General features: G+C 69.6%; 23 protein-coding genes. 17 read left to right on the top strand and 6 right to left on the bottom strand.

Annotation, left to right across the window (positions count from 1 at the left end):
• The first annotated feature begins 10 nt into the window (after positions 1-10).
• The 6 genes from ilvD to J2P76_RS05515 all read left to right on the top strand — a co-directional run bounded on the left by ilvD (position 11) and on the right by J2P76_RS05515 (position 6,490).
• Positions 11-1,723, top strand: coding sequence for a dihydroxy-acid dehydratase (gene ilvD / locus J2P76_RS05540; RefSeq protein WP_207405107.1), 1,713 nt, complete (start codon positions 11-13; stop codon positions 1,721-1,723).
• Complete coding sequence (locus J2P76_RS05535; RefSeq protein WP_207405105.1) at positions 1,720-2,622, top strand: NAD(P)-dependent oxidoreductase; 903 nt, start codon at positions 1,720-1,722, stop codon at positions 2,620-2,622. Before ilvD ends, J2P76_RS05535 begins: the two co-directional genes overlap by 4 nt.
• Positions 2,619-3,590, top strand: coding sequence for an SDR family oxidoreductase (locus tag J2P76_RS05530; RefSeq protein WP_207405103.1), 972 nt, complete (start codon positions 2,619-2,621; stop codon positions 3,588-3,590). Before J2P76_RS05535 ends, J2P76_RS05530 begins: the two co-directional genes overlap by 4 nt.
• A 26-nt stretch (positions 3,591-3,616) precedes the next feature.
• Complete coding sequence (locus tag J2P76_RS05525; protein WP_207405101.1) at positions 3,617-4,642, top strand: TRAP transporter substrate-binding protein; 1,026 nt, start codon at positions 3,617-3,619, stop codon at positions 4,640-4,642.
• A gap of 73 nt (positions 4,643-4,715) precedes the next feature.
• The gene (locus J2P76_RS05520) at positions 4,716-5,201 is read left to right on the top strand and encodes a TRAP transporter small permease (RefSeq protein ID WP_207405099.1); all 486 of its coding nucleotides are present in this window, start codon (positions 4,716-4,718) and stop codon (positions 5,199-5,201) included.
• The gene (locus tag J2P76_RS05515; protein ID WP_207405097.1) at positions 5,198-6,490 is read left to right on the top strand and encodes a TRAP transporter large permease; all 1,293 of its coding nucleotides are present in this window, start codon (positions 5,198-5,200) and stop codon (positions 6,488-6,490) included. The genes J2P76_RS05520 and J2P76_RS05515 overlap by 4 nt, the downstream gene beginning before the upstream one ends.
• On the opposite strand, the gene J2P76_RS05510 is transcribed toward J2P76_RS05515, so the two are convergent.
• A complete protein-coding gene (locus J2P76_RS05510; RefSeq protein ID WP_207405096.1) occupies positions 6,487-6,741 on the bottom strand; it encodes a DUF2798 domain-containing protein in 255 nt (84 codons plus the stop codon). The genes J2P76_RS05515 and J2P76_RS05510 overlap by 4 nt on opposite strands.
• Positions 6,742-6,843: 102 nt before the next feature.
• Between J2P76_RS05510 and J2P76_RS05505 the strand changes: the two genes are divergently transcribed.
• Positions 6,844-7,770, top strand: a complete 927-nt coding sequence (locus tag J2P76_RS05505) for a LysR family transcriptional regulator (RefSeq protein ID WP_207405094.1) — start codon at positions 6,844-6,846, stop codon at positions 7,768-7,770.
• On the opposite strand, the gene J2P76_RS05500 is transcribed toward J2P76_RS05505, so the two are convergent.
• From J2P76_RS05500 to J2P76_RS05490, 3 genes are all read right to left on the bottom strand, one after another.
• The gene (locus J2P76_RS05500) at positions 7,767-8,705 is read right to left on the bottom strand and encodes a 2-hydroxyacid dehydrogenase (RefSeq protein ID WP_207405092.1); all 939 of its coding nucleotides are present in this window, start codon (positions 8,703-8,705) and stop codon (positions 7,767-7,769) included. The two genes, J2P76_RS05505 and J2P76_RS05500, sit on opposite strands and share 4 nt — an antisense overlap.
• 67 nt (positions 8,706-8,772) lie before the next feature.
• A complete protein-coding gene (locus J2P76_RS05495) occupies positions 8,773-9,519 on the bottom strand; it encodes an ABC transporter substrate-binding protein (RefSeq protein ID WP_242697299.1) in 747 nt (248 codons plus the stop codon).
• 65 nt (positions 9,520-9,584) lie between these two features.
• Positions 9,585-10,931: a lactonase family protein gene (locus J2P76_RS05490; RefSeq protein WP_207405089.1), complete on the bottom strand. Its 1,347-nt coding sequence runs from the start codon at positions 10,929-10,931 to the stop codon at positions 9,585-9,587.
• Between the two features lie 144 nt (positions 10,932-11,075).
• Between J2P76_RS05490 and J2P76_RS05485 the strand changes: the two genes are divergently transcribed.
• From J2P76_RS05485 to nadB, 3 genes are all read left to right on the top strand, one after another.
• The gene (locus J2P76_RS05485; RefSeq protein ID WP_207405087.1) at positions 11,076-11,981 is read left to right on the top strand and encodes a LysR family transcriptional regulator; all 906 of its coding nucleotides are present in this window, start codon (positions 11,076-11,078) and stop codon (positions 11,979-11,981) included.
• 128 nt (positions 11,982-12,109) lie between these two features.
• Positions 12,110-13,258 carry a quinolinate synthase NadA gene (gene nadA, locus J2P76_RS05480; RefSeq protein WP_207405085.1) on the top strand — a complete coding sequence of 383 codons (1,149 nt, stop codon included), beginning with the start codon at positions 12,110-12,112 and terminating at the stop codon, positions 13,256-13,258.
• A 14-nt stretch (positions 13,259-13,272) separates the two neighbouring features.
• Positions 13,273-14,877 carry an L-aspartate oxidase gene (gene nadB / locus J2P76_RS05475; RefSeq protein ID WP_207405083.1) on the top strand — a complete coding sequence of 535 codons (1,605 nt, stop codon included), beginning with the start codon at positions 13,273-13,275 and terminating at the stop codon, positions 14,875-14,877.
• A gap of 74 nt (positions 14,878-14,951) precedes the next feature.
• Here the strand turns inward: nadB and panB are convergent, their stop codons facing one another.
• Positions 14,952-15,779, bottom strand: coding sequence for a 3-methyl-2-oxobutanoate hydroxymethyltransferase (gene panB, locus J2P76_RS05470; protein WP_207405081.1), 828 nt, complete (start codon positions 15,777-15,779; stop codon positions 14,952-14,954).
• Between the two features lie 123 nt (positions 15,780-15,902).
• On the opposite strand from panB, the gene J2P76_RS05465 reads away from it, so the two are divergent.
• Together J2P76_RS05465 and J2P76_RS05460 are read left to right on the top strand one after the other, a co-directional pair.
• Complete coding sequence (locus tag J2P76_RS05465; protein WP_207405080.1) at positions 15,903-16,328, top strand: PaaI family thioesterase; 426 nt, start codon at positions 15,903-15,905, stop codon at positions 16,326-16,328.
• Positions 16,325-17,008 (top strand): nitroreductase, encoded by a 684-nt coding sequence (locus J2P76_RS05460; RefSeq protein WP_207405078.1) that lies wholly within the window; start codon positions 16,325-16,327, stop codon positions 17,006-17,008. Before J2P76_RS05465 ends, J2P76_RS05460 begins: the two co-directional genes overlap by 4 nt.
• Here J2P76_RS05460 and J2P76_RS23795 read toward each other — a convergent pair.
• Positions 16,986-17,978, bottom strand: coding sequence for a helix-turn-helix domain-containing protein (locus tag J2P76_RS23795; RefSeq protein ID WP_207405076.1), 993 nt, complete (start codon positions 17,976-17,978; stop codon positions 16,986-16,988). The genes J2P76_RS05460 and J2P76_RS23795 overlap by 23 nt on opposite strands.
• A gap of 226 nt (positions 17,979-18,204) precedes the next feature.
• Between J2P76_RS23795 and J2P76_RS05450 the strand changes: the two genes are divergently transcribed.
• From J2P76_RS05450 to J2P76_RS05430, 5 genes are all read left to right on the top strand, one after another.
• On the top strand, positions 18,205-18,585 hold the full coding sequence (locus tag J2P76_RS05450; RefSeq protein WP_207405074.1) for a RidA family protein: 381 nt from the start codon (positions 18,205-18,207) through the stop codon (positions 18,583-18,585).
• On the top strand, positions 18,582-19,778 hold the full coding sequence (argE, locus tag J2P76_RS05445; protein ID WP_207405072.1) for an acetylornithine deacetylase: 1,197 nt from the start codon (positions 18,582-18,584) through the stop codon (positions 19,776-19,778). Before J2P76_RS05450 ends, argE begins: the two co-directional genes overlap by 4 nt.
• Positions 19,779-19,802: 24 nt before the next feature.
• Positions 19,803-21,086, top strand: coding sequence for an MFS transporter (locus J2P76_RS05440; protein WP_207405070.1), 1,284 nt, complete (start codon positions 19,803-19,805; stop codon positions 21,084-21,086).
• A gap of 10 nt (positions 21,087-21,096) precedes the next feature.
• The gene (locus J2P76_RS05435) at positions 21,097-22,077 is read left to right on the top strand and encodes a threonine/serine dehydratase (RefSeq protein WP_207405068.1); all 981 of its coding nucleotides are present in this window, start codon (positions 21,097-21,099) and stop codon (positions 22,075-22,077) included.
• A gap of 159 nt (positions 22,078-22,236) precedes the next feature.
• Positions 22,237-23,253 (top strand): histone deacetylase family protein, encoded by a 1,017-nt coding sequence (locus tag J2P76_RS05430; RefSeq protein WP_207405066.1) that lies wholly within the window; start codon positions 22,237-22,239, stop codon positions 23,251-23,253.
• Positions 23,254-23,260 lie beyond the last annotated feature (7 nt).

Raw genomic sequence — 23,260 nt, 5'->3', positions numbered from 1 at the left:
GGAACCCCGCATGTCATTGCACAAGCACCGCTCCCGCATGGTCACCGACGGCCTGACGCGGGCGCCCCACCGGGCTTTTTTGCGCGCCACCGGATTCGACGACGACACCCTGCAGAAATCGATCGTCGGCATTGTCAGCACGCAGGGCGAGAACACCCCGTGTTCCATGGGCCTGGCTCCGCAGGCAGACCGCGCCCGCCTGGGCGTGGCCGCCGCGGGCGGCGTGCCGGTCAGTTTCTCGACCATATCGGTATCGGACGGCACGTCCATGAACCATGCCGGCATGCGCATGAGCCTGCTGTCGCGCGAAACCATCGCCGACAGCGTGGAAATGGTGGTGCGCGGCCACGCCTATGATGCCCTGGTGGCGTTCGCGGGCTGCGACAAGACCCTGCCGGCCATGATGATGGCCATCGTGCGCCTGAACGTGCCGGCGGTATTCCTGTACGGCGGGGCGACACTGCCCGGCCACGCGCTGGGCAAGCCGGCCACCATCCTGGACACCATCGAGGCGGTGGGCCGCGTGCAGCATGGCAGCATGACGGCCGCCGAGCTCAAGGCCATGGAACGCACCTGCACGCCATCGGCCGGCTCGTGCCCCGGGCAGTTCACCGCCAACACCATGGCCATGGTGGGAGAAGCCCTGGGCCTGTCGCCGCTGGGCAGCGCGATGATGCCGGCGGTGTACAGCGAGCGCCTGGCCATCGCCCAGCGGGCGGGCACGCAGGTCATGCGCGCGTTGGCCAAAGGGGGCCCGCTGCCGCGCGAGCTGGTCACGCGCGCCAGCCTGGACAACGCCTGCGCCGCGGTTGCCGCAACCGGCGGCTCCACCAACGCCGCGCTGCACATTCCGGCCATCGCGCACGAGGCCGGCATCCGCTACACACTGGACGACGTCGCCGCCGTGTTCCAGCGCACGCCGCTGATCGCCGACCTGCAGCCGGGCGGGCGCTTCCTGGCGCGGGACCTGCACGAAGCCGGCGGCGTGCCCGCCGTGCTGAAGGCGCTGCTGGAAGGCGGCTATATCGACGGCAGCGTGCTTACGCTGGACGGCCGGCCGCTGGCCGAAGCGCTGGCCGATTTCCCCGGCCCGGACGGCGACGTGGTGCGCCCCTGTGCGCGCGCCATCCACCCTTCGGGCGGCGTCACGGTGCTGAAAGGCAATCTCAGCCCGCAGGGTGCGCTGCTCAAGATCGCGGGCCTGAAATCGCTGCAGTTCTCCGGCCCGGCGCGTGTGTTCGAGAACGAAGAAGACTGCATGCGCGCCGTTTCGCAGCGCACCTACCGCCCCGGCGACGTGCTGGTCATACGCAACGAAGGCCCCCAGGGCGGGCCGGGCATGCGCGAAATGCTCAGCGTGACCGCCGCGCTGTACGGCCAGGGCATGGGCGAGAAAGTGGCCTTGCTGACCGACGGCCGCTTCTCGGGCGCCACCCGCGGCCTGTGCATCGGCTATGTCGGCCCGGAAGCCGCGGCCGGCGGCCCCATCGGCCTGGTCCGCGACGGCGATGTCATCCATATCGACGCCCAGGCGGGCAGCTTGCGGGTCGAGCTCAGCGACGCCGAGCTGGCGTCGCGCCGGGCCGGCCACGTGCCGCCGGCGCGGCCGCGCCTGGCCGGCGCGCTCGAGAAATATGCGCTGCTGGTGCGGCCGGCGCACGAAGGCGCCGTCACGCATTCGGGCGGCATGGAATGGCCCTACGAAACGCCGGAGGCCGAATGAGCGCAGTACTGGCGTTCTGCGGCACCGGCCTGATGGGCGCCCCCATGGTGCGCCGGCTGCTGGCGGCCGGGCACCGCGTGCGGGTCTGGAACCGCAGCCCCGACAAGGCCCGCGCGCTGGCGGCCGACGGCGCCGAACCGGCCGACACGCCGGCCGAAGCGGCGGACGGCTGCGTGGGCGTTTTCCTGTGCCTGACCGACGAGCGCGCGGTGCATGACACCGTGTTCGGCGCCCAGGGCGTGCACCGCGCCAGCGGCGCCTGGCTGGTGGACCACTCCAGCATCGCCCCTGAAGCGGCGCGCCGCTACGCGGTACAGCTGCGGCAGACCAACGGACGCGCCTGGATCGACGCGCCGGTTTCCGGGGGCGTGGCGGGCGCCCAGGCCGGCACGCTGTCGGTCATGGCGGGCGGCCAGCCCGATGCCATCCAGGCCGCCTCGGCCTGCATGCGCGCGTACGCCGCGCGCATCACCCGCATGGGCCCGGTGGGCGCCGGGCAGATCGCCAAACTGTGCAACCAGACCATCGTCGCCAGCACCGTGAATGCCATCGCCGAGGCCGTGGCGCTGGCGCAGCGCAGCGGCATCGACGCGGCCGCATTGAATACCGCGCTGGCCGGCGGCTGGGCCGATTCCACGCTGCTGCAGATCTTCGTGCCGCGCATGACGGCTCCTGTCGAACAGCCACTGGGCACGGTGGCCACCATGCTCAAAGACGTGGAAAACGTCGCGGCGCTGGCGCGCGCCACCGGCACCGAACTGGCCGGCCTGAATGGCGTGCTGGCCAGCTACCGGGCCGCCGCCGCCCAGGGCCTGGGGCCCGCCGACCTGTCCGACATCGTCCGCGTTGCCTGGCCCGAGCGGCCGGGCGCGCAGCTCGATACCGGAGCACTGCCATGAACATCCTCGTCACGGGAGCCAATGGCTATATCGGCCGCGAACTGGCGCGCCGGCTGTGCGCCATGCCGGCCGTGCCCGGCTACGGCGCCGTCCGCGCCATCACGCTGTGCGACCTGGCCTTTGACGCGCCCCCCGCCGATCCGCGCGTGCGCTGCGTGGCAGGCAGCTTCGCCGATCCGGCCACGCTGGCCGCCATCACCGAGCCGGCGCCCGACCTGGTCTTCCACCTGGCCTGCATTGCCAGCGGACGGGCCGAACAGGAATTCGAACTGGGCTTGCAGGTCAACCTGGAAGGGTCGCTGCGGCTGCTGGAGCGGCTGCGGCAACAGGGCCACGCGCCCGCGCTGGTGTTCACCAGCAGCATCGCGGTATTCGGCGCCCCGCTGCCCGCCAGCGTCGACGACCACACGCCGCTGGCGCCCGCCCTGAGTTATGGCGCGCACAAGCACGCCATGGAAATCCTGCTGGCCGACTACACGCGGCGCGGCTTCGTGCGCGCCTGCACGGTGCGCCTGCCCGGCATCGTGCCGCGGCCGCCCGCCCCCAACGGGGCCTGGTCGGCGTTTTCCAGCACGCTGATACGGTCGCTTGCCGCCGGCGAGCCCTGCATCATGCCGGTCAGCCCGCAAGCCACGCTCTGGCTCATGTCGCTGCACTGCTGCATCGCCAACCTGCTGCACGCCGCCGGGCTGGCCGCGCATCCCGCGGGCGAACGCACGGCCTGGACCCTGCCCGCCCTGCGCGTATCGGTGCAAGAGATCGTGCAGGCCTTCGACGCGCGCAGCAATGGCCGGGCCGGCAAGCTGGTGCGCTACGCGCCCGAGCCGGCCATCGAAGCACAGTTCGGCGCGCAGCCGCCGCTGCATACCCCGGCGGCCGAAGCCGCCGGGTTTCGCCATGACGGCAGCCTGCCGGCCTTGCTGGACCGCGCGGCGCCGCAAGCCCCATCGCCCCAGCCCGAAGCATAAAACCGAGAACCTACCGAGGAGACACCATGATCAAATCCCTGGCCATCATCCTGACCGCCGGCGCGGCGCTGGCCGCCCCGCTGGCCGCCCAGGCGCAGAAAGTCGAGCTGACCGTATCGAGCTGGCTGCCTCCCACGCATGCCGTGGTCGCCGATTTCCTGGTGCCCTGGGGGCAGGAAATCGAAAAAGCCACCGAAGGCCGGGTCACGCTGCGCCTGCTGCCCAAGCCGGTCACCAACCCGGCCGGCCATTTCGACGCGGTGCGCGATGGCCTGGTGGACATTTCCTTTGTGTCGCACGCCTATTACCCGGGCCGCTTCCAGTTGACCAAGTTTGCCGTGATGCCCTTTTCGGGCAACACGGCGGTATCGCGCTCGGTGGCGGCATGGGACACCTACGAGAAATACCTGCTGAAAGCCGACGAGCACAAAGGGGTGAAGCTACTGGGCATCTACGCGCACGGGCCCGGCATCGCGTTCACCACCAGCAAGACCGTCGCCCAGATCGGCGACTTCGAGGGGCTGAAGATCCGCGTGGGCGGCGGCATGGCGGCCGACGTGGCCAAGGCCGTCGGCGCCACCCCCATCGCCAAGCCGGCTCCCGCCTCGTATGAGCTGCTGAGCACGGGCGTGGTCGACGGCGTGTTCTTCCCGGCCGAGTCCCTGGTCTCTTTCAAGCTGGACGGCATCATCAGGCATGCCACCGTCTTCCCGGGCGGCCTGTATTCCGACACTCACGCCGTGATCATGAACCGCGACGCCTTCGCGCGCCTGTCGAAGCAGGACCAGGCCGCCTTGCTGAAGCTGTCGGGCCGCCATCTTGCCGAAATGGCCGGCAAGGCATGGGACAAGCACGACGCCGAGGCCCACAAGGTGCTGGACGGCGGCGCCATACAGGTCGTGAAGGCCGACGACGCCTTCGTGGCGGCCGTGCGCGAACGCACGCAAGGTTTCGAGCAGACCTGGCTGGACGCCGCCGCCGCCAAGAACATAGACGGCCCGGCCGCGCTTGCGGCATTCCGCGCCGAGATCAAGCAGCTCGACGGCCAATGACCGCGGCCCGGGCTGGCCGGCCATCCCGGCCCGGCCAGCCCGACGGGGCGGGCAAGATGACTGCGGGAACACCATGAAATACCTGAATTGCGCCATCGTGGCGGCGCTGAAGGCCATCGCCGTGACCAGCCTGTGCGGCATGAGCCTGCTTACCGTGGTCGACGCGGCAGGCCGCTATCTGCTGAACCGGCCCATTATCGGATCGGTCGAGCTGGTCGAGCTGATGATGATCGCGGTGATCTTTTCCAGCATCCCCCTGATGACCCGCGCGCGCGGCCACATCACGGTGGACGGGTTCAGCCATCTTTTTTCGGCCCGCGCCATACGCCTGCAAGACCGGTTCGGCGCGCTGCTCGCGATGGTGGTCAGCGGCTTCCTGGCCTGGGTGACCTGGGCCAAGGCCGGCAGCACCGCCGACTACGGCGACATCACCGCCATGCTGGGCATTCCGCTCGCCCCGTTCGTCTACTTCATGGCGGTCATGCTTGCCCTGGATGCCGTCTGCCACGCGGCCAATTTCTTTCGCGCCGGACCCGCCACAGGAAGCCACACGCCATGACCGAATCCCTGCTTGCCCTGGGCGCCATGCTGGCGCTGGTGTTCCTGCGCGTGCCCGTGGCGTTCGCCATGGCGCTGGTGGGGTTCATCGGCCTGGGCCTGCTGCGCAACTGGCATTCCGCCTATGCCATGGCGGGTTCGGTCATCTATGAAAGCGGATTCCAGTATCTGCTGTCGGTACTGCCGCTGTTCATTCTGATGGGCAATTTCGTGACCCAGTCGCGCATGTCGCGCGAGCTCTATGCGGCGGCGCATGCCGTGCTGGGGCACCGCCGAGGGGGGCTGGCCATGTCCACCATCGTTGCCTGCGGCGGCTTCGGCGCGATCTGCGGCTCCAGCCTGGCCACCGCCGCCACCATGGCCAAGGTGGCCTATCCGGAAATGCGCCGCATCGGCTATAGCGAAAAACTGGCCGCCGGCTCGATCGCCGCGGGCGGCACGCTGGGCATCCTGATCCCGCCGTCCATCATCATGGTGGTGTACTGCCTGCTGACCGAACAGAGCATCGGCAAGATGTTCGCCGCCGGCGTGCTGCCCGGCCTGCTGGCCATTGCCTGCTACATGGGCGCCGTGGCCTGGGTGGTGCGCCGCGACCCGGCCGCGGGCCCGAAGGGCGAACGCAGCACCTGGCCGCAGATCCGCCAGGCGCTGGGGCAGGTGTGGGGGGTGCTGGCGCTGATCGCCATGCTGATGGGCGGCATTTATGCGGGCGTATTCACGCCCGCGGAAGCGGCCGGCATCGGCGCCTTCCTGGGCTTCGTCTTCGCGTGCTGCCGCCGCACCATGAACTGGCGCACCTTCGTCGAAGTGGTGGTGGAATCGGCCAAGACCACCGGCATGATATTCCTGGTGATGATCGGCGCGCTGATGCTGGCCAACTTCATCAATTTCACCTCGCTGCCCGGCGACCTGCTCGAACTGGTGGAACACTACCACCTGAGCCCGCTGACCGTGATCTTCGCCATTTGCGGCATCTACATCGTGCTGGGGTGCGTGCTGGAAAGCATGTCGATGATCCTGCTGACCGTACCGGTGTTCTACCCGCTGGTGCAGAGCCTGGGATTCGACCTGATCTGGTTCGGCATCATCGTGGTCGTGGTGACCGAGATCAGCTTCATCACCCCGCCGTTCGGCATGAACGTATTCGTGCTGCGCGGCCTGCTGCCCGATGTCAGCACGCAGACCATATTCCGCGGGGTGATGCCGTTCGTGGTCAGCGATATCGGGCGCCTGACACTGCTGATCCTGTTCCCGGCCATATCGCTGTACCTGCCGCAGTTCGTCAGCTAGCGCGGCCCCGCCGCGGCCTCGCCGGGCCGCGGCGCCACCAGCCGCTGGCTGGCGCGCTGCACCGCCGGCCCCATCGCCAGCACAATCGCAAAAGCCGCCGGCCAGGCGGCGGCGAAGGCGCGCGCCCATTGCGCGGCAAAGTGCGGGCCCAGGCCCAGATTCATCCAGGACACCCAGCCCGTCATCAACATCGACATCAGGCAGGACATCAGCAGGGCAAAAATGAAACGCAGGCGAGTGGCATAAGACATGGAAAGCTCCTTGAGTGGCAACATCGATGGCGCTATCCTAGACTTCGACGGTTTTGGCAACCATAGACAGTTTTTCATTCTTAAATTCCATTTTTGCAATCTATGCTCGATGATCTGGCTTTGTTCGTCGCCATTGTGGACGACGGCAGCCTGCAGGCGGCGGCGCGCCGCCTGGGCCTGCCCGCCGCTACGCTGACCCGCCGGCTGCAGAAACTGGAAGCCCGGCTGGGCTGCCAGCTGCTGCTGCGCAGCGCCCGCAGCCTCAAGCCCACCCCGGAAGGCCAGCTGTACTACGAGCAGTGCCGGCCGCTGCTGGTCGCGCTGCAGCAAACCACCGCCACGCTCGACAGCGACCTGAACCAGATCCAGGGCACGCTGCGGGTGCTAGCCCCGGTCAGCCTGGCGCGCAGCGTGCTGGCGCCAGCCTGGATGTCGTTCCTGGCGGCGTGGCCCGACATCCGCCTGGAACTGATCCTGGACAACCGCAACGAAGACCTGTGGCGGCACGGCGCCGACCTGGCCGTGCGCGTCGGCCCCCAGCACGATCCCAAGCTGCGCCAGCGCCGCCTGGGCGGCATCGGGCTGGACGTCGTGGCCGCCCCCTCATATCTGGCCGCGCATGGCGAGCCGCGGCACCCGCGCGAACTCGAACAGCACGCGCTGCTGGTCAGCGAACCCCTGTCCACCTGGTATTTCATGGCGCCGGACGGCAGCGAACGCGTCGAACTGCAGCCGCAGGGCCGTTGCCGCGTCAATGAACTGGGCTTGATGGTGGCCATGGCCGAAGCCGGCCTGGGCATCATGTATTGTCCGCACACACTTACCGGAGACGCGCTGGCCAGCGGCCGCCTGCGGCGCGTGCTGCCCGGCTGGCGCACGCCGCAGCGCACGCTGTATGCCGTCTGGCCGCAACAGCAATTACCGCGCAAGGTGCGCGCGCTGCTCGAGCACCTGTCGGACTTCGCCCGGGAAACGCCGCTGCTGCAAAGCGACGACGCGGCCGCCGCGCAGCACGCGCGGCAACCCTAGTAACCCTTGGCCGGATCGTACAGGTTCGGCAGCGGCTCGCCGGCCTCGCAGCGGCGGATCAGGTCGGCCACGTAGCGGGCGCGCTCGCAGCGGGTGGGCGTGGCGGCGCAATGCGGCGTGATCGTCACGCCCGGATGCCGCCACAGCGGCGAATCGGCCGGCAGGGGCTCGGTTTCGAACACGTCCAGCACCGCCTGCGACAGCTGGCCGCTGTCCAGCGCCGCCAGCAGGTCGGGCGCCACCATGTGCGAGCCGCGCCCCACGCTGATCAGCGCCGCGCCGCGCGGCAGCTGCGCCAGGGTCTCGGCGCCCAGGATGCCGCGCGTGGCTTCGGTGCCGGGCAGCAGGCAGACCAGGATGTCGGTGCGCGCCAGGAAAGCGGGCAGCTGTTGCGGCCCGGCATAGGTTTCCACGCCCGCCAGCGGAGCCGGCGCGCGCGACCAGCCGGCGGTGGGAAACCCGGTGCGCGCCAGCAGCGCGGCGGTGGCCGAGCCCAGGTAGCCCAGCCCCATGACCCCGACCCGCATGTCACGCATCATGCGCGGCACTTCGGGAGTATCCCAGCGGCAGATGGCCTGGTCGTTGGCGAAGCGCTTGAATTCCTTGGTAATGGCCAGGGCGGCCGCCAGCACGAATTCGCTCATCTCGCCGGCGGTTTCCTGGGTGACCAGCCGCGCGATCGGCACGTGGGCCGGCCGCTGCGGATCGGCCAGGATGTGATCGACACCGGCGCCCGAACTGATGATCAGCTTCAGGTTGGGCAGCGACGCCAGCCAGCCGGGGTCGGGCTCCCACACCAGGGCGTAACCCACCTGCCCGGGGTCGGCCAGGGCTTCGTGGCGGCCGCTGACGCGCAGTTCGGGCGCGAACTCGCGGAAATACTCGCGCCATTCGGGCAGGGCCTGCGGCCCGCCTGATTTGATGACCAACTGCATGGCTACTGCATCTTCCTTGTTGAATGGCCGAAGCGGCCGCGCGCGCATCGGCGCGCGCGGCGCGGCATTACACCAGCTTCCATTTTTTCAGCAGCGCGTCGAGCTCGCCGCTGCGCTTGACTTCATCGAGCGCGCTCTGCAGCTTCTTTTTCAGCGCGTCGTCGCCCTGGCGCAGCCCCAGGCCGATGGAGCCGGGCAGCGAGGCCTTGTAGCTTTGCACCAGCCGGGTGCGCGGAAACTGGCCCAGGCCCAGATAGTAGGAAAGCGTGGGGTAGTCGGCGATGCCGGCTTCGATGCGCCCGGCGTTGACGTCGCGGATGATGGCCGGGATGGTGTCGTAGACCTTCACCTCTTTGAAAATGCCCGCGGCCTTCAGCGCGTCTACATATACCGTGCCCACCTGGGCGCCCACGACGCGGTCTTTGAACGGCCGGTACGACGGGTAGTCGGTCTTGTCGGCGGACGGCACGATCATGCCTTCGCCGTAGGTGTACACCGGCCGGGTGAAGTCGATTACCTGCTTGCGCTTGTCGGTGATGTACATGGCCGAGGCGATGATGTCGATTTTCCTGGACGTCAGCGACGAGATCAGCGCCGAGAAATCCATGGCTTCGATGGCCGGCGTAAAGCCGGCATGCTTGCCCACCGCCTGGATCAGGTCGATCATGAACCCCTGCATCTGGTGCGTGGCCGGATCCAGAAACGAAAACGGCACGCCGTTGGTTTCGGTGCCCACTTTCATTACGGTTTGCGCGGCGGCCGGCGCCGCCGTGGCAGCCAGCGAGACCGCCGCGGCGGCCAGGGCAAATTGCATTCTTCGCATCATCGTCGTGCTCCAGGACATGGCTTGCGCCGTTGGGAATGCCTGGCTGCATTGTCCTACTTTTCCTGCGGCGCGGGCGCCCGCCGCGCCACGGCGACGTGATGCGCGCCGTGCGGCATGGGCAGGCGGCCCACGTGGCGCAGGGCCGGCCCGCCTTCGCGCACTACGCGGAAGACTTCCAGGCCGCCCCCGGCCGGCCCGTCCGCGTGGTACTGGAACACCGCCACCAGCAGGAAATTGCCCGAGGCATCGAAGCTGGCGCCTTCGGGCAGCACACCCTCGAACGCGTAGTCTGCCACTTTCAACAGCGCGCCGCTCGCACGGTCCAGGGTCAGCAGCGACACAGTGGCCGTGCGCGCGAAGCGCGGGCTGTCCGGCGGAAACGGCGTGCCGCGCATGTTCACGGTGGCCACCAGGCCGCCGTCCGGACTGACGGCCAGCCCTTCGGACGATTCATCGGTGTACGCCCGGCTCACGCACGCGTGGCGCGCGCCCGCGCCGTCGGCCAGCCGGATCACGCTGATGGACGAAGGGCGGGCGGGCACGCGGCCGTCCAGCGTGGTGGCGCTGAAATCGCGGCCCCAGTCGGCGGTCAGGTAATACCGGCCGTCGGGCGTGAAACGGCCCACGAACGGGTCCGCCCCCACGGCCACCGGCTCGCCCCAGGCGCGCAAGGCCAGTTTGCCGTCGGCCGCCTCGTCCACCTGGAAGAACGCCACCTGGTTCAGGGTATTCAAGTTCACCGCCAGGTAGCGCCCCGACGGATGCCATTGCACATTGGTGGCCGTAACGCCGGCGCGCGGCCCCGCACCCGACCCCGCGATGCCCAGTTCGCGCAGGGTAAAGCGCTGCGGGTCGCGGAACCGGCCGCGCTCGTAGCGCGCAATCGACAGCAGGCTGTCGTCCGGCGCATTGGCCACCACGGCAATGCGCCGGCCATCGGCGCTGACCGCCAGGGCCTCGGGCAGCGGTCCGACCTCCAGCGTGGCGGCAATGCGTGGGGCCCGCGGCTCGCCCAGGTCGATCGCGAACAGGCGATGGCCGGCCGGCAGATCGCTGGCGCGGCGCGCATCGCCCAGGCGGCCGCCCAGGCGTTCCACCACGAACGCCGTCGCGCCATCCGGGGCCAGCGCCAGGATCTCGGGCGCCGCCGTGACGGAGTTCGAGACTTCAAGCTGGCTGCGCACCAGCGCGCCGCCGCGGCGCGTCCAGATGGCCAGCGTATCGCGCCAGCCCGATTCGGCCGGGGCCAGGCGGCCAGTGGCGTAGGTTTGCGCGGCGAAATCGCCGTCGGCGATCACGGCCAGGGTGCCGGCATCGATATCGGCGGCCCAGTCCGGCAGCGGCTCGGCCGCGGCGGCCAGCGGCAGCAGCGCCGCGTACAGCAGGTGACGTAATTGCATGATCGACCCCCATCGAAAGAAGTGACGCGCGGGGCGTTGTCGCACGCCCGCGCCGATGGCATGATCGGATGCCAGCCTGATCACCGTCCAATCGAAAATTGGCGGCCTGTGATCAGCTATTTTTATCAACTTCGTACGGGTCCGATGGATACACGCACCCTGGCCTGCTTCATCGCGGTAGCCGAAGGCCTGAACTTCCGCCGCGCGGCGCAGCAGCTGCACCTGACGCAGCCGGCGCTGAGCGCGCGCATCCAGAACCTGGAAACCGAAATCGGCGCCGCGCTGTTTGTGCGCGACCGCCGCCGCGTGGCCCTGACCGCGGCCGGCGCGGCGCTGCTGCCGCACGCGCGCGCCGCGCACGGCCAGGCCATGGCGGGCAAAGAACAGGCGCAACGCGCCGCGCGCGGCGACAGCGGGCTGCTGCGCATCGGCTTCACCGTGCTGGCGCTGTACGGCATGGTTCCCCATTGCGTGCGCGAATTCCGCGCGCGGCATCCCGGCGTGCGGGTCGAACTGACCGAAATGAATTCGCCCTCGCTGGAAAACGCCCTGGCCACCGACGCCATCGACGTGGCCGTGCTGCATCCGCCGCTATACACGCCGGGCTTGTCCACCGCGCCATTGCCCGGCGAACGCCTGGTGCTGGCGCTGCCCGCCGGGCATGCCCTGGCGCGCCGCAAGACCGTCGCGGTGCGCGACCTGGCCGGCCTGCCTTTCCTGATTGCCCCGCGCAGCGTGGGCCCCAGCATCTACGACCGCGTGATCGCGATGTTCCAGGACGCCGGTATCAGCCCCGACATCGTGCAGGAAGCCACGCCCATGACATCGTTGACGGCCCTGGTATCGGCCGGCATCGGTCTGGGCCTGGTCACCGCCGGCATGGCCCGCCTGCCCCGGCCGGACCTGGCCTACCGGCCGCTGCGCCCCGCCGCGCCCATGCTGCCCTTCGCGCTGGGCTGGCGCGGGGTGCCCACCCCCACCGCGCAGCACTTCATCGACACGGCGCGGCAATGGGCCGACCGGCATCCCGCGCCAACCCGGGCAGGGTAGTCCAGGCTTGACATCGATTTATGCTCAGACGTAGCATAAATGGACGTTCCTCTTTTTTTGCCCCATAAATGCTCGATATGAGCATAAGCGGATCGCCCCGCCGGGCGGCCCGCCACGGAGACCTTGCCATGCACACACTCGCCACCCGGCCAGTGGAATTCGACCTGCCAGCCTCGCCGGCCCAGGCAGCCTGCCCCACCACCGTCGGCCAGGCCTGGGCCCGCGTGCCCGAGCCCCTGCCCGCCGCGCAGCGCGCCGAACTGGCCGGGCGCATCCGCGAACTGCTGGCGCGCGAGCGCGCGGTGCTGGTGGCGCACTACTACGTCGACGCCGACCTGCAGGAACTGGCCGAGGCCACCGGCGGCTGCGTGGGCGATTCGCTGGAAATGGCCCGCTTCGGCCGCGACCATCCGGCCGATACGCTGGTGGTGGCCGGCGTGCGCTTCATGGGCGAAACCGCCAAGATCCTCAGCCCGTCCAAGCGCATTCTGATGCCCGACCTGCAGGCTACCTGCTCGCTGGACCTCGGCTGCCCCGACGACGATTTCACCGCCTGGTGCGACGCCCACCCCGGCCGCACCGTGGTGGTCTACGCCAATACCAGCGCGGCGGTGAAGGCGCGTGCCGACTGGGTGGTGACCTCGTCGATCGCGCTGGACGTGGTGGCCGACCTGCACGCACGCGGCCAGCGCATTCTGTGGGCGCCCGACCGGCACCTGGGCAGCTATGTGCAGCGCCAGACCGGGGCCGACATGCTGCTGTGGCAGGGCGCCTGCGTCGTGCACGACGAGTTCAAGGGCACCGAACTCGAACTGCTGCGCGCCGAACATCCGCAGGCCAGGGTGCTGGCGCATCCGGAATCGCCCCAGGCGGTGCTGGCCCAGGCCGACGTGGTGGGTTCCACCACGCAGCTGATCGACGCCGCGCGCACGCTCGACGCCGCGCAGTTCATCGTGGCCACCGACCAGGGCATTTTGCACAAGATGCGCGCGGCCGCGCCGGGCAAGCATTTCATTGCCGCCCCCACGGCGGGCAACAGCGCTACCTGCAAAAGCTGCGCGCACTGCCCGTGGATGGCCATGAACGAACTGGCGGGGCTGGCCGATGTGCTGGAACACGGCCGCAACGAAATCACGCTGGACCCCGCGCTGGGCCAGCGCGCCAAGGCGCCCATCGACCGCATGCTGGCCTTCGCCGAACAGCGCCGGCAGCGCGTGCGCGCCAGCGGCGACCTGGCGCGGGACACGGCGCTGTACGAACGGGTCGGCCCGGCCTGACAGGAGCGGGCGACATGGCATACGACGTACTGATCGTGGGCAGCGGCCTGGCCGGGCTGGCCACGGCCCTGGAGCTGGCGCCGCATTGCCGCGTGGCGGTGCTGGCCAAAGGCGGCATCGAGCATAGCGCCAGCCATCGGGCGCAGGGCGGCATTGCCGCCGCGCTGGACCCGCAAGACAGCGTGGACGAGCATGTGCGCGACACCTTGGCCGCCGGCGGCGGGCTGTGCGATGCCGACGCCACGCGGCGCATCGCCGCCGGCGCGGGACAGGCGATCGGCTGGCTGCAAGCCCAGGGCGTGGCTTTCAGTACCGACGCGCCCGGCCGGCCGGCCCTGCACCTGACCCGCGAAGGCGGGCACGGCCGCCGCCGCATCGTGCACGCGGCCGACGCCACCGGCCGCGCGGTGGTCGCCGCGCTGGCCGCACAGGCGCGCCGGCATCCGAACATCACCTGGCTGGAACAGCACTGCGCGGTCGACCTGGTGCTGGCCGGGCCTGCCGGCGCGCCGGGCGCCCGCTGCCTGGGCCTGACCGCGCTGGACACCGCGCGCGGCCGGGTGGCCACGCTGGCCGCGCCGCGGGTGGTATTGGCCACCGGCGGCGCCGGCCAGGTCTACGCGCACGCCACCGCGCCGGCGGCGGCCACCGGCGACGGCATCGCCATGGCCTGGCGGGCCGGCTGCCGCGTGGCCAACCTGGAATTCATCCAGTTCCATCCCACCAGCCTGTGCCACCCGCAAGGCGATGCCTTCCTGATTTCCGAAGCCGTGCGCGGCGAAGGCGGCCTGCTGCGTCTGCCCGACGGCACCCGCTTCATGCCCGCGCACGATGCGCGCGCCGAACTGGCCCCGCGCGATGTGGTGGCGCGCGCCATCGACACGGAAATCAAGCGCCACGGCCTGGAATGCGTCTACCTGGACATCAGCCACCGTCCGCGCGCCTTCCTGCAGGAACACTTTCCGAACATCTACGCCCGCTGCCTGGCGCTGGGCATCGACATGGCGGCCGATCCGATTCCGGTGGTGCCGGCGGCGCACTACACCTGCGGCGGCGTGGTGGCCGACACCGCGGGGCGCAGCGACCTGCCCGGTCTGTACGCGATAGGCGAAACCGCCTGCACCGGCCTGCACGGCGCCAACCGGCTGGCCAGCAATTCACTGCTGGAATGCGTGGTAATGGGCCGCGCCGCGGCGCAGGCCATGCTGGCCGAGCCGGCCGCGCACACGGGCGCGGCGGCGGGCGCCATGGCCGCCCCGCACACGCCGGTCGCCGGCGCGGCGCACCCGTCGCTGGCGCGCGAGCGGCAGGCCCTGCGGCAGCTGATGCGCGACGATGTCGGCATCGTGCGCAGCAACGCGTCGCTGGCCCGCGCAGCGCAGCGCATCGCGCAATGGGAAGCCCAGGCGGCGCGGCGCTGGCAGGCCGACGGCATCAGCCGCGACCTGCTCGAACTGCGCAACCTGCTGCAAGTGGCGGCCCTGATCGTACGCGCCGCCATCAACCGCCAAGAAAGCCGCGGCGCGCACTACAACCAGGACTGGCCCGCCACGCTGCCCGATGCACACCCCGGCATCATGCGTGCCACGGCCCCGCACGAAACGCAGGCCGCCGCATGAGTACGTGTCAGTCGTACGGTGTCAGGCACCCTCCGGGAGCCTGACACCTGGCGACTCCGGCAACAAGCCAGGCGTCAGGTTTTGGCCTGCATCCCGAAGCAATGCTCGGGCGCCGGGAACGCCCCCGCCCGCACATCCTGCGCGTAGCGTTCCGCCGCGCGCCCGATTTCGTCGCCCAGCTGCGCGTACTGCTTCACGAAGCGCGGCACCCGGGCGCCCGACATACCCAGCATGTCTTCGGTGACCAGGATCTGGCCGTCGCAGGCCGGCGACGCGCCGATGCCGATTACGGGGATCTGCAGGGCCTGGGTCACGCGGCGGCCCACGGCTTCGGCCGTGCACTCGACCACCAGCGCGAATGCGCCGGCGTCTTGCAGGGCCTGCGCGTCGCGCAGGATGCGGTCGCTGCCGTCGGCCTGCATGCCCTGCGCCTTGTAGCCGCCCACTGTGTTGACCTGCTGCGGCATCAGGCCGATGTGGCTGACCACCGGCACACCGCGCGCCGTCAGGAACTGCACGGTCTCGGCCATTTCGATGCCGCCTTCCAGCTTGACGGCCTGCGCGCCGGTTTCGGCCAGCACGCGCGCAGCGGACTCGAACGCCTGGGTGGGCGACGCCTGGTAGCTGCCGAAGGGCAGGTCCACGACCACGCAGGCCTGGGCCGAGCCGCGCACCACGGCCGCGCCGTGCGCGATCATCATGTCCAGCGTCACGCCCAGCGTGCTGGGCAGGCCATACACCACCATGCCCAGCGAATCGCCGACCAGCAGCAGGTCGGCGTGCGGATCGAGCTGGCGCGCCATGGGAGCGGTGTACGCCGTTAGCGCCACCACCTTGCCGGGGCCCTTGGCCTGGCGGATGGCGGTGGTGGTCTTGCGGGACTGCGATTGCTGTGCACTCATGATTGACGCCTGCGGATTTCCAGTCTGAAGAGTGGTCTATGGTAGCGCCACCGCCCGCCGCCCACATGGGCGTGCGGTCAACGGTATGATCTGGCCATTCACGCTGCCAACCACGAACCCTTCATGACCGGTTTCGAACACAATCCATTCCTGCATTCACTGGGCGCCGTCATCGAAAGCTGGGGCGACGGCAAGATCGTGCTCAGCATGGACCTGCGCCCGCAGCACCTGAACCGCCAGGGCGCGCTGCAAGGGGGCGTGGTCTGCGCCCTGCTGGACGCCGCCTGCGGCTATTCGGGCCTGGTGCCGCAAACCGACGACAGCCAGGGCAACGCGGTCACCATTTCGCTGGCCATCAATTTCATCGGCTCGGTCACCGCCGGGCGGGTCATCGCCACCGGCACCGTTACCGGACGGGGGCGCAAGATCTATTTCGCGCGCGCCGACGTCTGCACCCCCGACGGCCGCATCCTGGCCTCGGCGCAGGGGTCGTTCAAATATGGCGGCCCCCAGCTGATGGCCAGCGAACCCACGGAGAATCCGGCATGACCGATACCTTGCACACCGTCGAACAAGCCATCGTGTCGCGCCAGAGCGTACGCGGCTTCCTGCCCACGCCGGTGCCGCCCGAGCTGGTCCGCCGCATCCTGCGGGCCGCGGCGCGCGCGCCCAGCGGCAGCAATATCCAGCCCTGGAAGGTGCATGTGGTAACGGGGGCCCGGCGCGATGCGCTGTCGCAGGCGCTGGTGCAGGCGCATGCGCGCGGCGAGCCCGAGCGCCGTGAATACCAGTACTACCCGGTGGCCTGGCGCAGCCCGTACATCGACCGCCGCCGCGAAACAGGCTGGGGCCTGTACAGCCTGCTGGGCATCCAGAAGGGCGACCGCCAGGCCTCGGCGCGCCAGCATGCGCGCAACTTCGAATTCTTCGGCGCTCCGTGCGTGCTGCTGTTCACCATCGACAACGACCTGGACAAGGGCAGCTGGCTGGACTACGGCATGTTCCTGCAGAACATCATGGTGATGGCGCGCGGCTGCGGCCTGGACACCTGCCCGCAGGCGGCGCTGGCCAACTATCCCGACATCGTCAAGCAGCACCTGGACATTCCCGCCGACCAGGTGGTGGTGTGCGGCATTTCAATCGGCTACCAGGACCAGGCCGAGCCCGCCAACCAGTACCGCACCGGCCGCGTCGACGTCGACGATTTCACGACCTTCCACGATGCGTAGCGCCAACGGCGCGCGGCGATACGCCGTAGTGCCTGCGGAATGCGGTGGAAAAATTGCCCGCGTGGTCGTAGCCCACCTCGAAGGCCACCTGCGTCACGGGTAGGCGGGCGGCGCGGATCAGCGCCATGGCGTGCCGCATTCTTACCGCCAGCAGGTATTCCGACAGCGTGGCGCCATGCACCGCCTTGAAGCTGCGCGACAGCTTCGATACGCTGACGCCGGCCTGCCGGGCCAGCTCGCGCACGCTGGGCGGATCGCGGAACGCGTCGGCCAGGCGCGCCGCCGCCCGCTCGGCAATGGCCTGGTCGCGCGGCCGGATCTCGCCGGCCGCTACGCCCGCGCGCATGCAGGCAAAGAAATGCCGCACGATATCCTGCGCCCGCGCCTGCAGCAGCAGGCGGCGCATGTGGCGGTCGTCGATGGGTTCGAAAAAACATTGCGCGGCCTGCTGCATGGCGGCCGTCATGCCCGCCCGGAACAGCGCGAAGGTGCCCGGGTCGTCGTCCAGGTAGCGGCCCAGCGCGCCGCCGTAGCTGCCGGCGTCCAGCCCCAGTTCGTGCACCAGGTAGTCGCGCGTGCAGGAAATCGTGACCGACCGCTCGCGCTCGCCGGCGTCGAAGATCTCGATCTTGCGGGCGCCGCACGGCTGCAGCAGGGCGCTGCACGACAGCCCGTCGACGCCATGCGGATGCTCGCGCCCGTCGGTCACGGACGAATGGCCGGCCATGCGCAAGTGGATTTTCAGGGCGCCGCTGCAATCGTAATGCTCTTCCATGGCGCGCGGCCGGGTGATGTCGGCCCAGCTGGCCGACAGGCCCGCGCCCAGCACCAGCGTATCGCGATAGCCCGCCAGGCCGGCGCCTGCCGGCCGCGTCCTGATGAAGCAGGCCGATCCGGCGGAGTCCACGCCGACCACCTCGTAGGTGTGCGGCACATAGGCATTCAGGCGATTGACGACGAGGTTATCCACGGCAGGGCAGCCCGGGCGGACCGGATAGGTGGCGGTAACGTTAGCGGGGCGCTTCGCACAGCGTCAAGCCGGCATCGCAGGCGCGCCGGCAGATACGGGAAAACCCGTACAAAAGGCGCGGTTCGCGCGATTTCGCCCATTCAGCAAACAAAGCATACACGTGCGCATAAGCGCACCTTTGCGCGGGCGACTAAGCTGGCCGGCACTGACCCGCCTGGAGCCTTTCATGCAGCATGATGCCGCCCCCCGCCGCCAACCCCACTTTTCGATGTTCCGGCGCGCCGGCGAACTGGTATTCGTGTCGGGCCAGATGGCCTTCGGCGCGGGCTTCAGCATCGTTGGCGACGACGTGGCGGCGCAGACCCGCACCTGCCTGGAAAACATCGCGCGCCAGCTCTCGGCCGCGGGGCTGACGGCCCGCGACATCGTCAAGACCACGGTCTGGCTGGCGCGCGTCGAAGACTTCGCCGCCTTCGACGCGGCCTATGGCGCCTTCTTCGGCGACATCGCCCTGCCGGCGCGCTCGACCGTACGCGCCGACCTGATGGTGCCCGGCGCGCTGGTCGAGATCGAAGCCGTGGCCAGCCACGCCGGGGGGCAGGCGTGAGCGCGCCGGCAAGCGCTGATAGCAGCGCCCCCCAGGATGCCATCGACTGGATCCAGCGCCTGGTAAGCATCGACACCACCAGCCGCAATTCGAATCTGGGCCTGATCGAAATGGTGCGCGACGAGCTGCGCCGCGCCGGCATCGAATCGCACCTCAGCCACGACGCCAGCGGCGCCAAGGCCAACCTGTACGCCACGGTGCCGGCCGCGAACGGCGGCACGCAGGGCGGCATTGTGCTGTCGGGCCACACCGACGTAGTGCCCGTCGACGGCCAGGACTGGGACAGCGACCCGTTCCGGCCCCAGGTCCGCGACGGCAGGCTGTACGGCCGCGGCACCTGCGACATGAAAGGCTATATCGGCACCGCGCTGTCGCTGCTGCCGCGCATGACCGGCGCGGCCCTGGCCAAGCCGGTCCACTTCGCCCTGTCGTACGACGAAGAAGTAGGCTGCGTAGGCGCGCCGCTGATGCTGGCCGACCTGCAAGCGCGCGGGGTGCGGCCCGAAGGCTGCATCGTGGGCGAACCGACGTCGATGCGCGTGATCGTGGCGCACAAGGGCATCAACGTGTGGCGCTGCTGCGTGCGCGGCCATGCCGCGCATTCGTCGCTGACTCCCAAGGGCCTGAACGCCATCGAGTACGCCGCGCAGCTGATCTGCTATATCCGCGAGCTGGCCGACCACATGCGCGCGGCCGGGCCGTTCGACGCCGCCTTCGACGTGCCGTTCAGCACGGCCCAGGTCGGCACCATCCAGGGCGGCATCGCGGTCAACACCATTCCCGGGCATTGCCAGTTCGAATTCGAACACCGCAACCTGCCCGGCGCCGACCCCGAACAGTTCTATGCGCGCATCCAGTCGTATGCCCATGACACGCTGCTGCCGCGCATGCGCCGCGAACACCCCGACGCGGCCATCGAGCTGACCTCGCTGGCCAGCGCCCCGTCGCTGGACGCTTCGGAGCAGGCTGCCATTACGCAGCTGGTGCGCGCCCTGACCGCCGACAGCGCCCACCGCAAGGTGGCCTACGGCACCGAGGCGGGCCAGTTCCAGCAGGCCGGCATTCCGGCCGTGATCTGCGGCCCGGGCGATATCCAGCAGGCGCACAAAGCCAATGAATTCGTGGCGCTGGAACAGGTGGCGCAGTGCCACGCGTTCCTGTCGCGCGTGATCGACAGTCTTGCACAACCATAATCACAAACCCAGGGAGAGCCATCCATGAATACCGCAACGACGTTCAACCCGGCCGCCGGCAGAGCGTCGCCCCCCGCGTGGCGCATCATCGCCGCCGCCTCGATCGGCAACGCACTGGAATGGTTCGACCTGGTGGTCTACGGCTTTTTTGCCGTCACGATCTCGCGCCTGTTCTTTCCCACCGACAACGACAGCATCTCGCTGCTGCTGACGCTGGGCACCTTCGGCGTGTCGTTCTTCATGCGCCCGCTGGGCGCGGTGGTGCTGGGCGTGTACGCCGACCGGGTCGGCCGGCGCGCCACCCTGACGCTGTCGATCGTGCTGATGATGCTGGGCACGCTGCTGATTGCCGTCATGCCCACCTACGCCGCCATCGGCATCTGGGCGCCCATCGGCATCGTGGCCGCGCGCATGATCCAGGGCTTCTCGGCCGGCGGCGAATTCGGCAGCGCCACGGCCTTCCTGGCCGAGCACACGCCCAACCGCCGCGGCTTCTTCGCCAGCTGGCAGGTGGCCAGCCAGGGCCTGACCACGCTGCTGGCGGCGGGATTCGGCGCCGGCCTGAACGCATGGCTGACGCCCGAGCAGATGCAATCGTGGGGCTGGCGCATTCCGTTCTTCTTCGGCCTGGTGATCGGGCCGGTGGCGTACTACATCCGCACCCGCATCGACGAGACCCCGGAGTTCTTGGCCGCCGAGCGCACCGAAACGCCGCTGGGCGACACGTTCACCACCCACCGGCTGCGCCTGGTGCTGGCCATCGGCACCGTGGTGCTGGGCACCGTGGCCACGTACCTGGTGCTGTACATGCCCACCTTCGCGGTCAAGCAGCTGGGCCTGCCGCCCGCGGCAGCCTTCGCGGCCACGCTGCTGACCGGCGTGGTGCAGTTCATCTTCGCACCCATGGTCGGCCACTGGTCCGACCGCCATGGCCGCACCGGCATCATGGTGACGGCGGCCGCGCTGTTCCTGGTGCTGATCTACCCGCTGTTCCTGCTGCTGGCGGCCTCGCCCACCTTCGGCACCATGATCGTGGTGCAGATCATCATCGGCCTGCTGCTGTCGGGCTATTTCGGCGCGCTGCCCGCGCTGCTGACCGACCTGTTCCCCACCCAGTCGCGCACCACCGGCATGTCGCTGTCCTATAACATTGCCGTGACCATCTTCGGCGGCTTCGCGCCCTTCATCATTGTCTGGCTGATCTCGGCCAGCGGCAACAAACTGGCGCCCAGCTTCTACCTGATTTTCGCGGCCGTGGTCAGCCTGGCCTCGCTGTTTGCCGTGCGCAGGCGGCTCGGCCTGAAGTAAGGAAATTCTCATGACCCAACCAGACACCACCACGCTTCCCGACCTGTCCGCCATTGCCGATCTGCGCGCCCGGCTGCAGCAGTGGGTGCGCACCACGCCCGTGCTCGAAAAGGCCGACTTCGAACCGGTGCCGGGCACGGCGGTGAACTTCAAGTTCGAACTGCTGCAGGCCAGCGGCACGTTCAAGGCGCGCGGCGCGTTCTCGAACCTGCTGGCGCTGGACGATGCGCAGCGCGCGGCCGGCGTTACCTGCGTGTCGGCGGGCAACCATGCCGTCGCGGTGGCCTACGCCGCCATGCGCCTGGGCATTCCGGCCAAGGTCGTCATGATCAAGACCGCCAGCCCGGCGCGCGTGGCGCTGTGCCGCCAGTACGGCGCCGAAGTCGTGCTGGCCGAGAACGGCCAGGCCGCCTTCGACACCGTGCACCGCATCGAAAGCGAAGAAGGGCGCTTCTTCGTGCACCCGTTCAATGGCTACCGCACGGTGCTGGGCACCGCCACGCTGGGCCACGAATGGCTGGAACAGGCCGGCGCGCTCGACGCCGTGATCGTGCCGATCGGCGGCGGCGGCCTGATGGCCGGCGTCAGTACCGCCGTAAAACTGCTCGCGCCGCAATGCCAGGTCATCGGCGTGGAACCGGAAGGCGCCGACGCCATGCACCGCAGCTTCGAAACCGGGGCCCCCGTCAAGATGGGCCCCATGCAAAGCATTGCCGACAGCCTGATGGCGCCGCACACCGAGCAGTACAGCTACGAGCTGTGCCGCCGCCATGTCGACCGGCTGGTCAAGGTGTCCGACGACGAGTTGCGCGGCGCCATGCGCCTGCTGTTCGACCAGCTCAAGCTGGCCACCGAGCCGGCCTGCGCCACCGCCACCGCCGCGCTGGTCGGCGAACTGAAAGCCGACCTGGCCGGCAAAAGGGTCGGCGTGCTGCTGTGCGGCACCAACACCGACCCGGCCACCTTCGCGCGCCACCTGGGCATCGGCTGACGCGGCGCGGGCCGCGCGGCCGCGCCGGGACAGGCGGGCAAGCGGTACGGTCCGCCAGCGCCGAATTGGTACTTTGGGCCGGGCCCGATCTGGCGCACAATGCCCCGGATGCTTGCCGCCCCGGGCGCCGCCCGGGTTCACGCCCCCTTACGGACCGCCATGAAAGCCTATTACCACCCCGACCAGGCCCTGCACCATCCGCAAACCTATTTCTCGCGCGGCAAGATGCGCACCCCCCAAGAGGTGCCCGATCGCGCCAGCGCCCTGGTCGGCGCGGTGAAGCACATGGGGTTCGACGTGCGCCAGCCGCCCGATGCGGGCATGGCGCCGCTGACGGCCGTGCATGCGCTCGATTACCTGCAGTTCCTGAAAACCGCCCACCACGAATGGAAGCAGCTGCCCGAAGACTGGGGCGACGAAGTGGTGTCCAACGTCTTCGTGCGCGAGCCCAACGCCCTGCGCGGCGTGCTGGCCAAGGCGGCGCGCTACCTGGCCGACGGCAGCTGCCCGGTCGGCCCGTCGACCTGGCATTCAGCCTATTGGTCGGCGCAATCGGCCGTGGCCGGCGCCGACGCCCTGCTGGCCGGCGACCGGCACGCCTATGCGCTGTGCCGCCCGCCCGGCCACCATGCCCGCCGCGATGCCGCGGGCGGCTTCTGCTACCTGAACAACAGCGCCATCGCCGCGCAGCGCCTGCGCGGCAAATACGGGCGCGTGGTGGTGCTGGACACCGACATGCACCACGGGCAAGGCATCCAGGAAATCTTCTACGAGCGCGACGACGTCTATTACGTGTCGATCCACGGCGACCCGGAGAACTTCTACCCCGTGGTCGCCGGCTACGACAATGAAAAAGGCGCGGGCGCGGGCTTCGGCTACAACCTGAACCTGCCCATGCCGCACGGCTCGCCCGAATCGGTGTTCTTCGACAAGCTCGCCATCGCCGTCGATGCCATCCAGGTGTTCCAGCCCGATGTGCTGGTGCTGGCGCTGGGTTTCGACATCTTCGAGCGCGACCCGCAGGCCAAGGTCGCGGTCAGCAGCGCCGGCTTCGAACGCATCGGCCGCGCCGTGGCCGGCTTCGGCGTGCCCGTGCTGGTGGTGCAGGAAGGCGGCTACTACATCGAAGGCCTGCAGGAAAACGCCGAGGCCTTCTTCGCCGGACTGCGCGCCTGACACGCCG

Source organism: Bordetella petrii (assembly GCF_017356245.1).
Lineage (GTDB): Bacteria > Pseudomonadota > Gammaproteobacteria > Burkholderiales > Burkholderiaceae_B > Bordetella_A > Bordetella_A petrii_D.
The sequence above is the reverse complement of the archived record's forward strand: the minus strand, read 5'-3'. Positions and strand labels throughout refer to the sequence as shown.

What these genes read in the sequence shown, in the direction of transcription:
- J2P76_RS05535 (WP_207405105.1), top strand. Translation starts at nt 1,720, where the DNA reads ATGAGCGCAGTACTGGCGTTCTGCGGCACCGGCCTGATGGGCGCCCCC.
- J2P76_RS05485 (WP_207405087.1), top strand. Translation starts at nt 11,076, where the DNA reads ATGGATACACGCACCCTGGCCTGCTTCATCGCGGTAGCCGAAGGCCTG.
- J2P76_RS05510 (WP_207405096.1), bottom strand. Translation starts at nt 6,741, where the DNA reads ATGTCTTATGCCACTCGCCTGCGTTTCATTTTTGCCCTGCTGATGTCC.
- ilvD (WP_207405107.1), top strand. Translation starts at nt 11, where the DNA reads ATGTCATTGCACAAGCACCGCTCCCGCATGGTCACCGACGGCCTGACG.
- J2P76_RS05530 (WP_207405103.1), top strand. Translation starts at nt 2,619, where the DNA reads ATGAACATCCTCGTCACGGGAGCCAATGGCTATATCGGCCGCGAACTG.
- J2P76_RS05515 (WP_207405097.1), top strand. Translation starts at nt 5,198, where the DNA reads ATGACCGAATCCCTGCTTGCCCTGGGCGCCATGCTGGCGCTGGTGTTC.
- J2P76_RS05520 (WP_207405099.1), top strand. Translation starts at nt 4,716, where the DNA reads ATGAAATACCTGAATTGCGCCATCGTGGCGGCGCTGAAGGCCATCGCC.
- J2P76_RS05465 (WP_207405080.1), top strand. Translation starts at nt 15,903, where the DNA reads ATGACCGGTTTCGAACACAATCCATTCCTGCATTCACTGGGCGCCGTC.
- J2P76_RS05430 (WP_207405066.1), top strand. Translation starts at nt 22,237, where the DNA reads ATGAAAGCCTATTACCACCCCGACCAGGCCCTGCACCATCCGCAAACC.
- J2P76_RS05460 (WP_207405078.1), top strand. Translation starts at nt 16,325, where the DNA reads ATGACCGATACCTTGCACACCGTCGAACAAGCCATCGTGTCGCGCCAG.
- J2P76_RS05505 (WP_207405094.1), top strand. Translation starts at nt 6,844, where the DNA reads ATGCTCGATGATCTGGCTTTGTTCGTCGCCATTGTGGACGACGGCAGC.
- J2P76_RS05435 (WP_207405068.1), top strand. Translation starts at nt 21,097, where the DNA reads ATGACCCAACCAGACACCACCACGCTTCCCGACCTGTCCGCCATTGCC.
- panB (WP_207405081.1), bottom strand. Translation starts at nt 15,779, where the DNA reads ATGAGTGCACAGCAATCGCAGTCCCGCAAGACCACCACCGCCATCCGC.
- J2P76_RS05440 (WP_207405070.1), top strand. Translation starts at nt 19,803, where the DNA reads ATGAATACCGCAACGACGTTCAACCCGGCCGCCGGCAGAGCGTCGCCC.
- nadB (WP_207405083.1), top strand. Translation starts at nt 13,273, where the DNA reads ATGGCATACGACGTACTGATCGTGGGCAGCGGCCTGGCCGGGCTGGCC.
- J2P76_RS05450 (WP_207405074.1), top strand. Translation starts at nt 18,205, where the DNA reads ATGCAGCATGATGCCGCCCCCCGCCGCCAACCCCACTTTTCGATGTTC.
- nadA (WP_207405085.1), top strand. Translation starts at nt 12,110, where the DNA reads ATGCACACACTCGCCACCCGGCCAGTGGAATTCGACCTGCCAGCCTCG.
- J2P76_RS05500 (WP_207405092.1), bottom strand. Translation starts at nt 8,705, where the DNA reads ATGCAGTTGGTCATCAAATCAGGCGGGCCGCAGGCCCTGCCCGAATGG.
- J2P76_RS05525 (WP_207405101.1), top strand. Translation starts at nt 3,617, where the DNA reads ATGATCAAATCCCTGGCCATCATCCTGACCGCCGGCGCGGCGCTGGCC.
- J2P76_RS05490 (WP_207405089.1), bottom strand. Translation starts at nt 10,931, where the DNA reads ATGCAATTACGTCACCTGCTGTACGCGGCGCTGCTGCCGCTGGCCGCC.
- J2P76_RS05495 (WP_242697299.1), bottom strand. Translation starts at nt 9,519, where the DNA reads ATGCAATTTGCCCTGGCCGCCGCGGCGGTCTCGCTGGCTGCCACGGCG.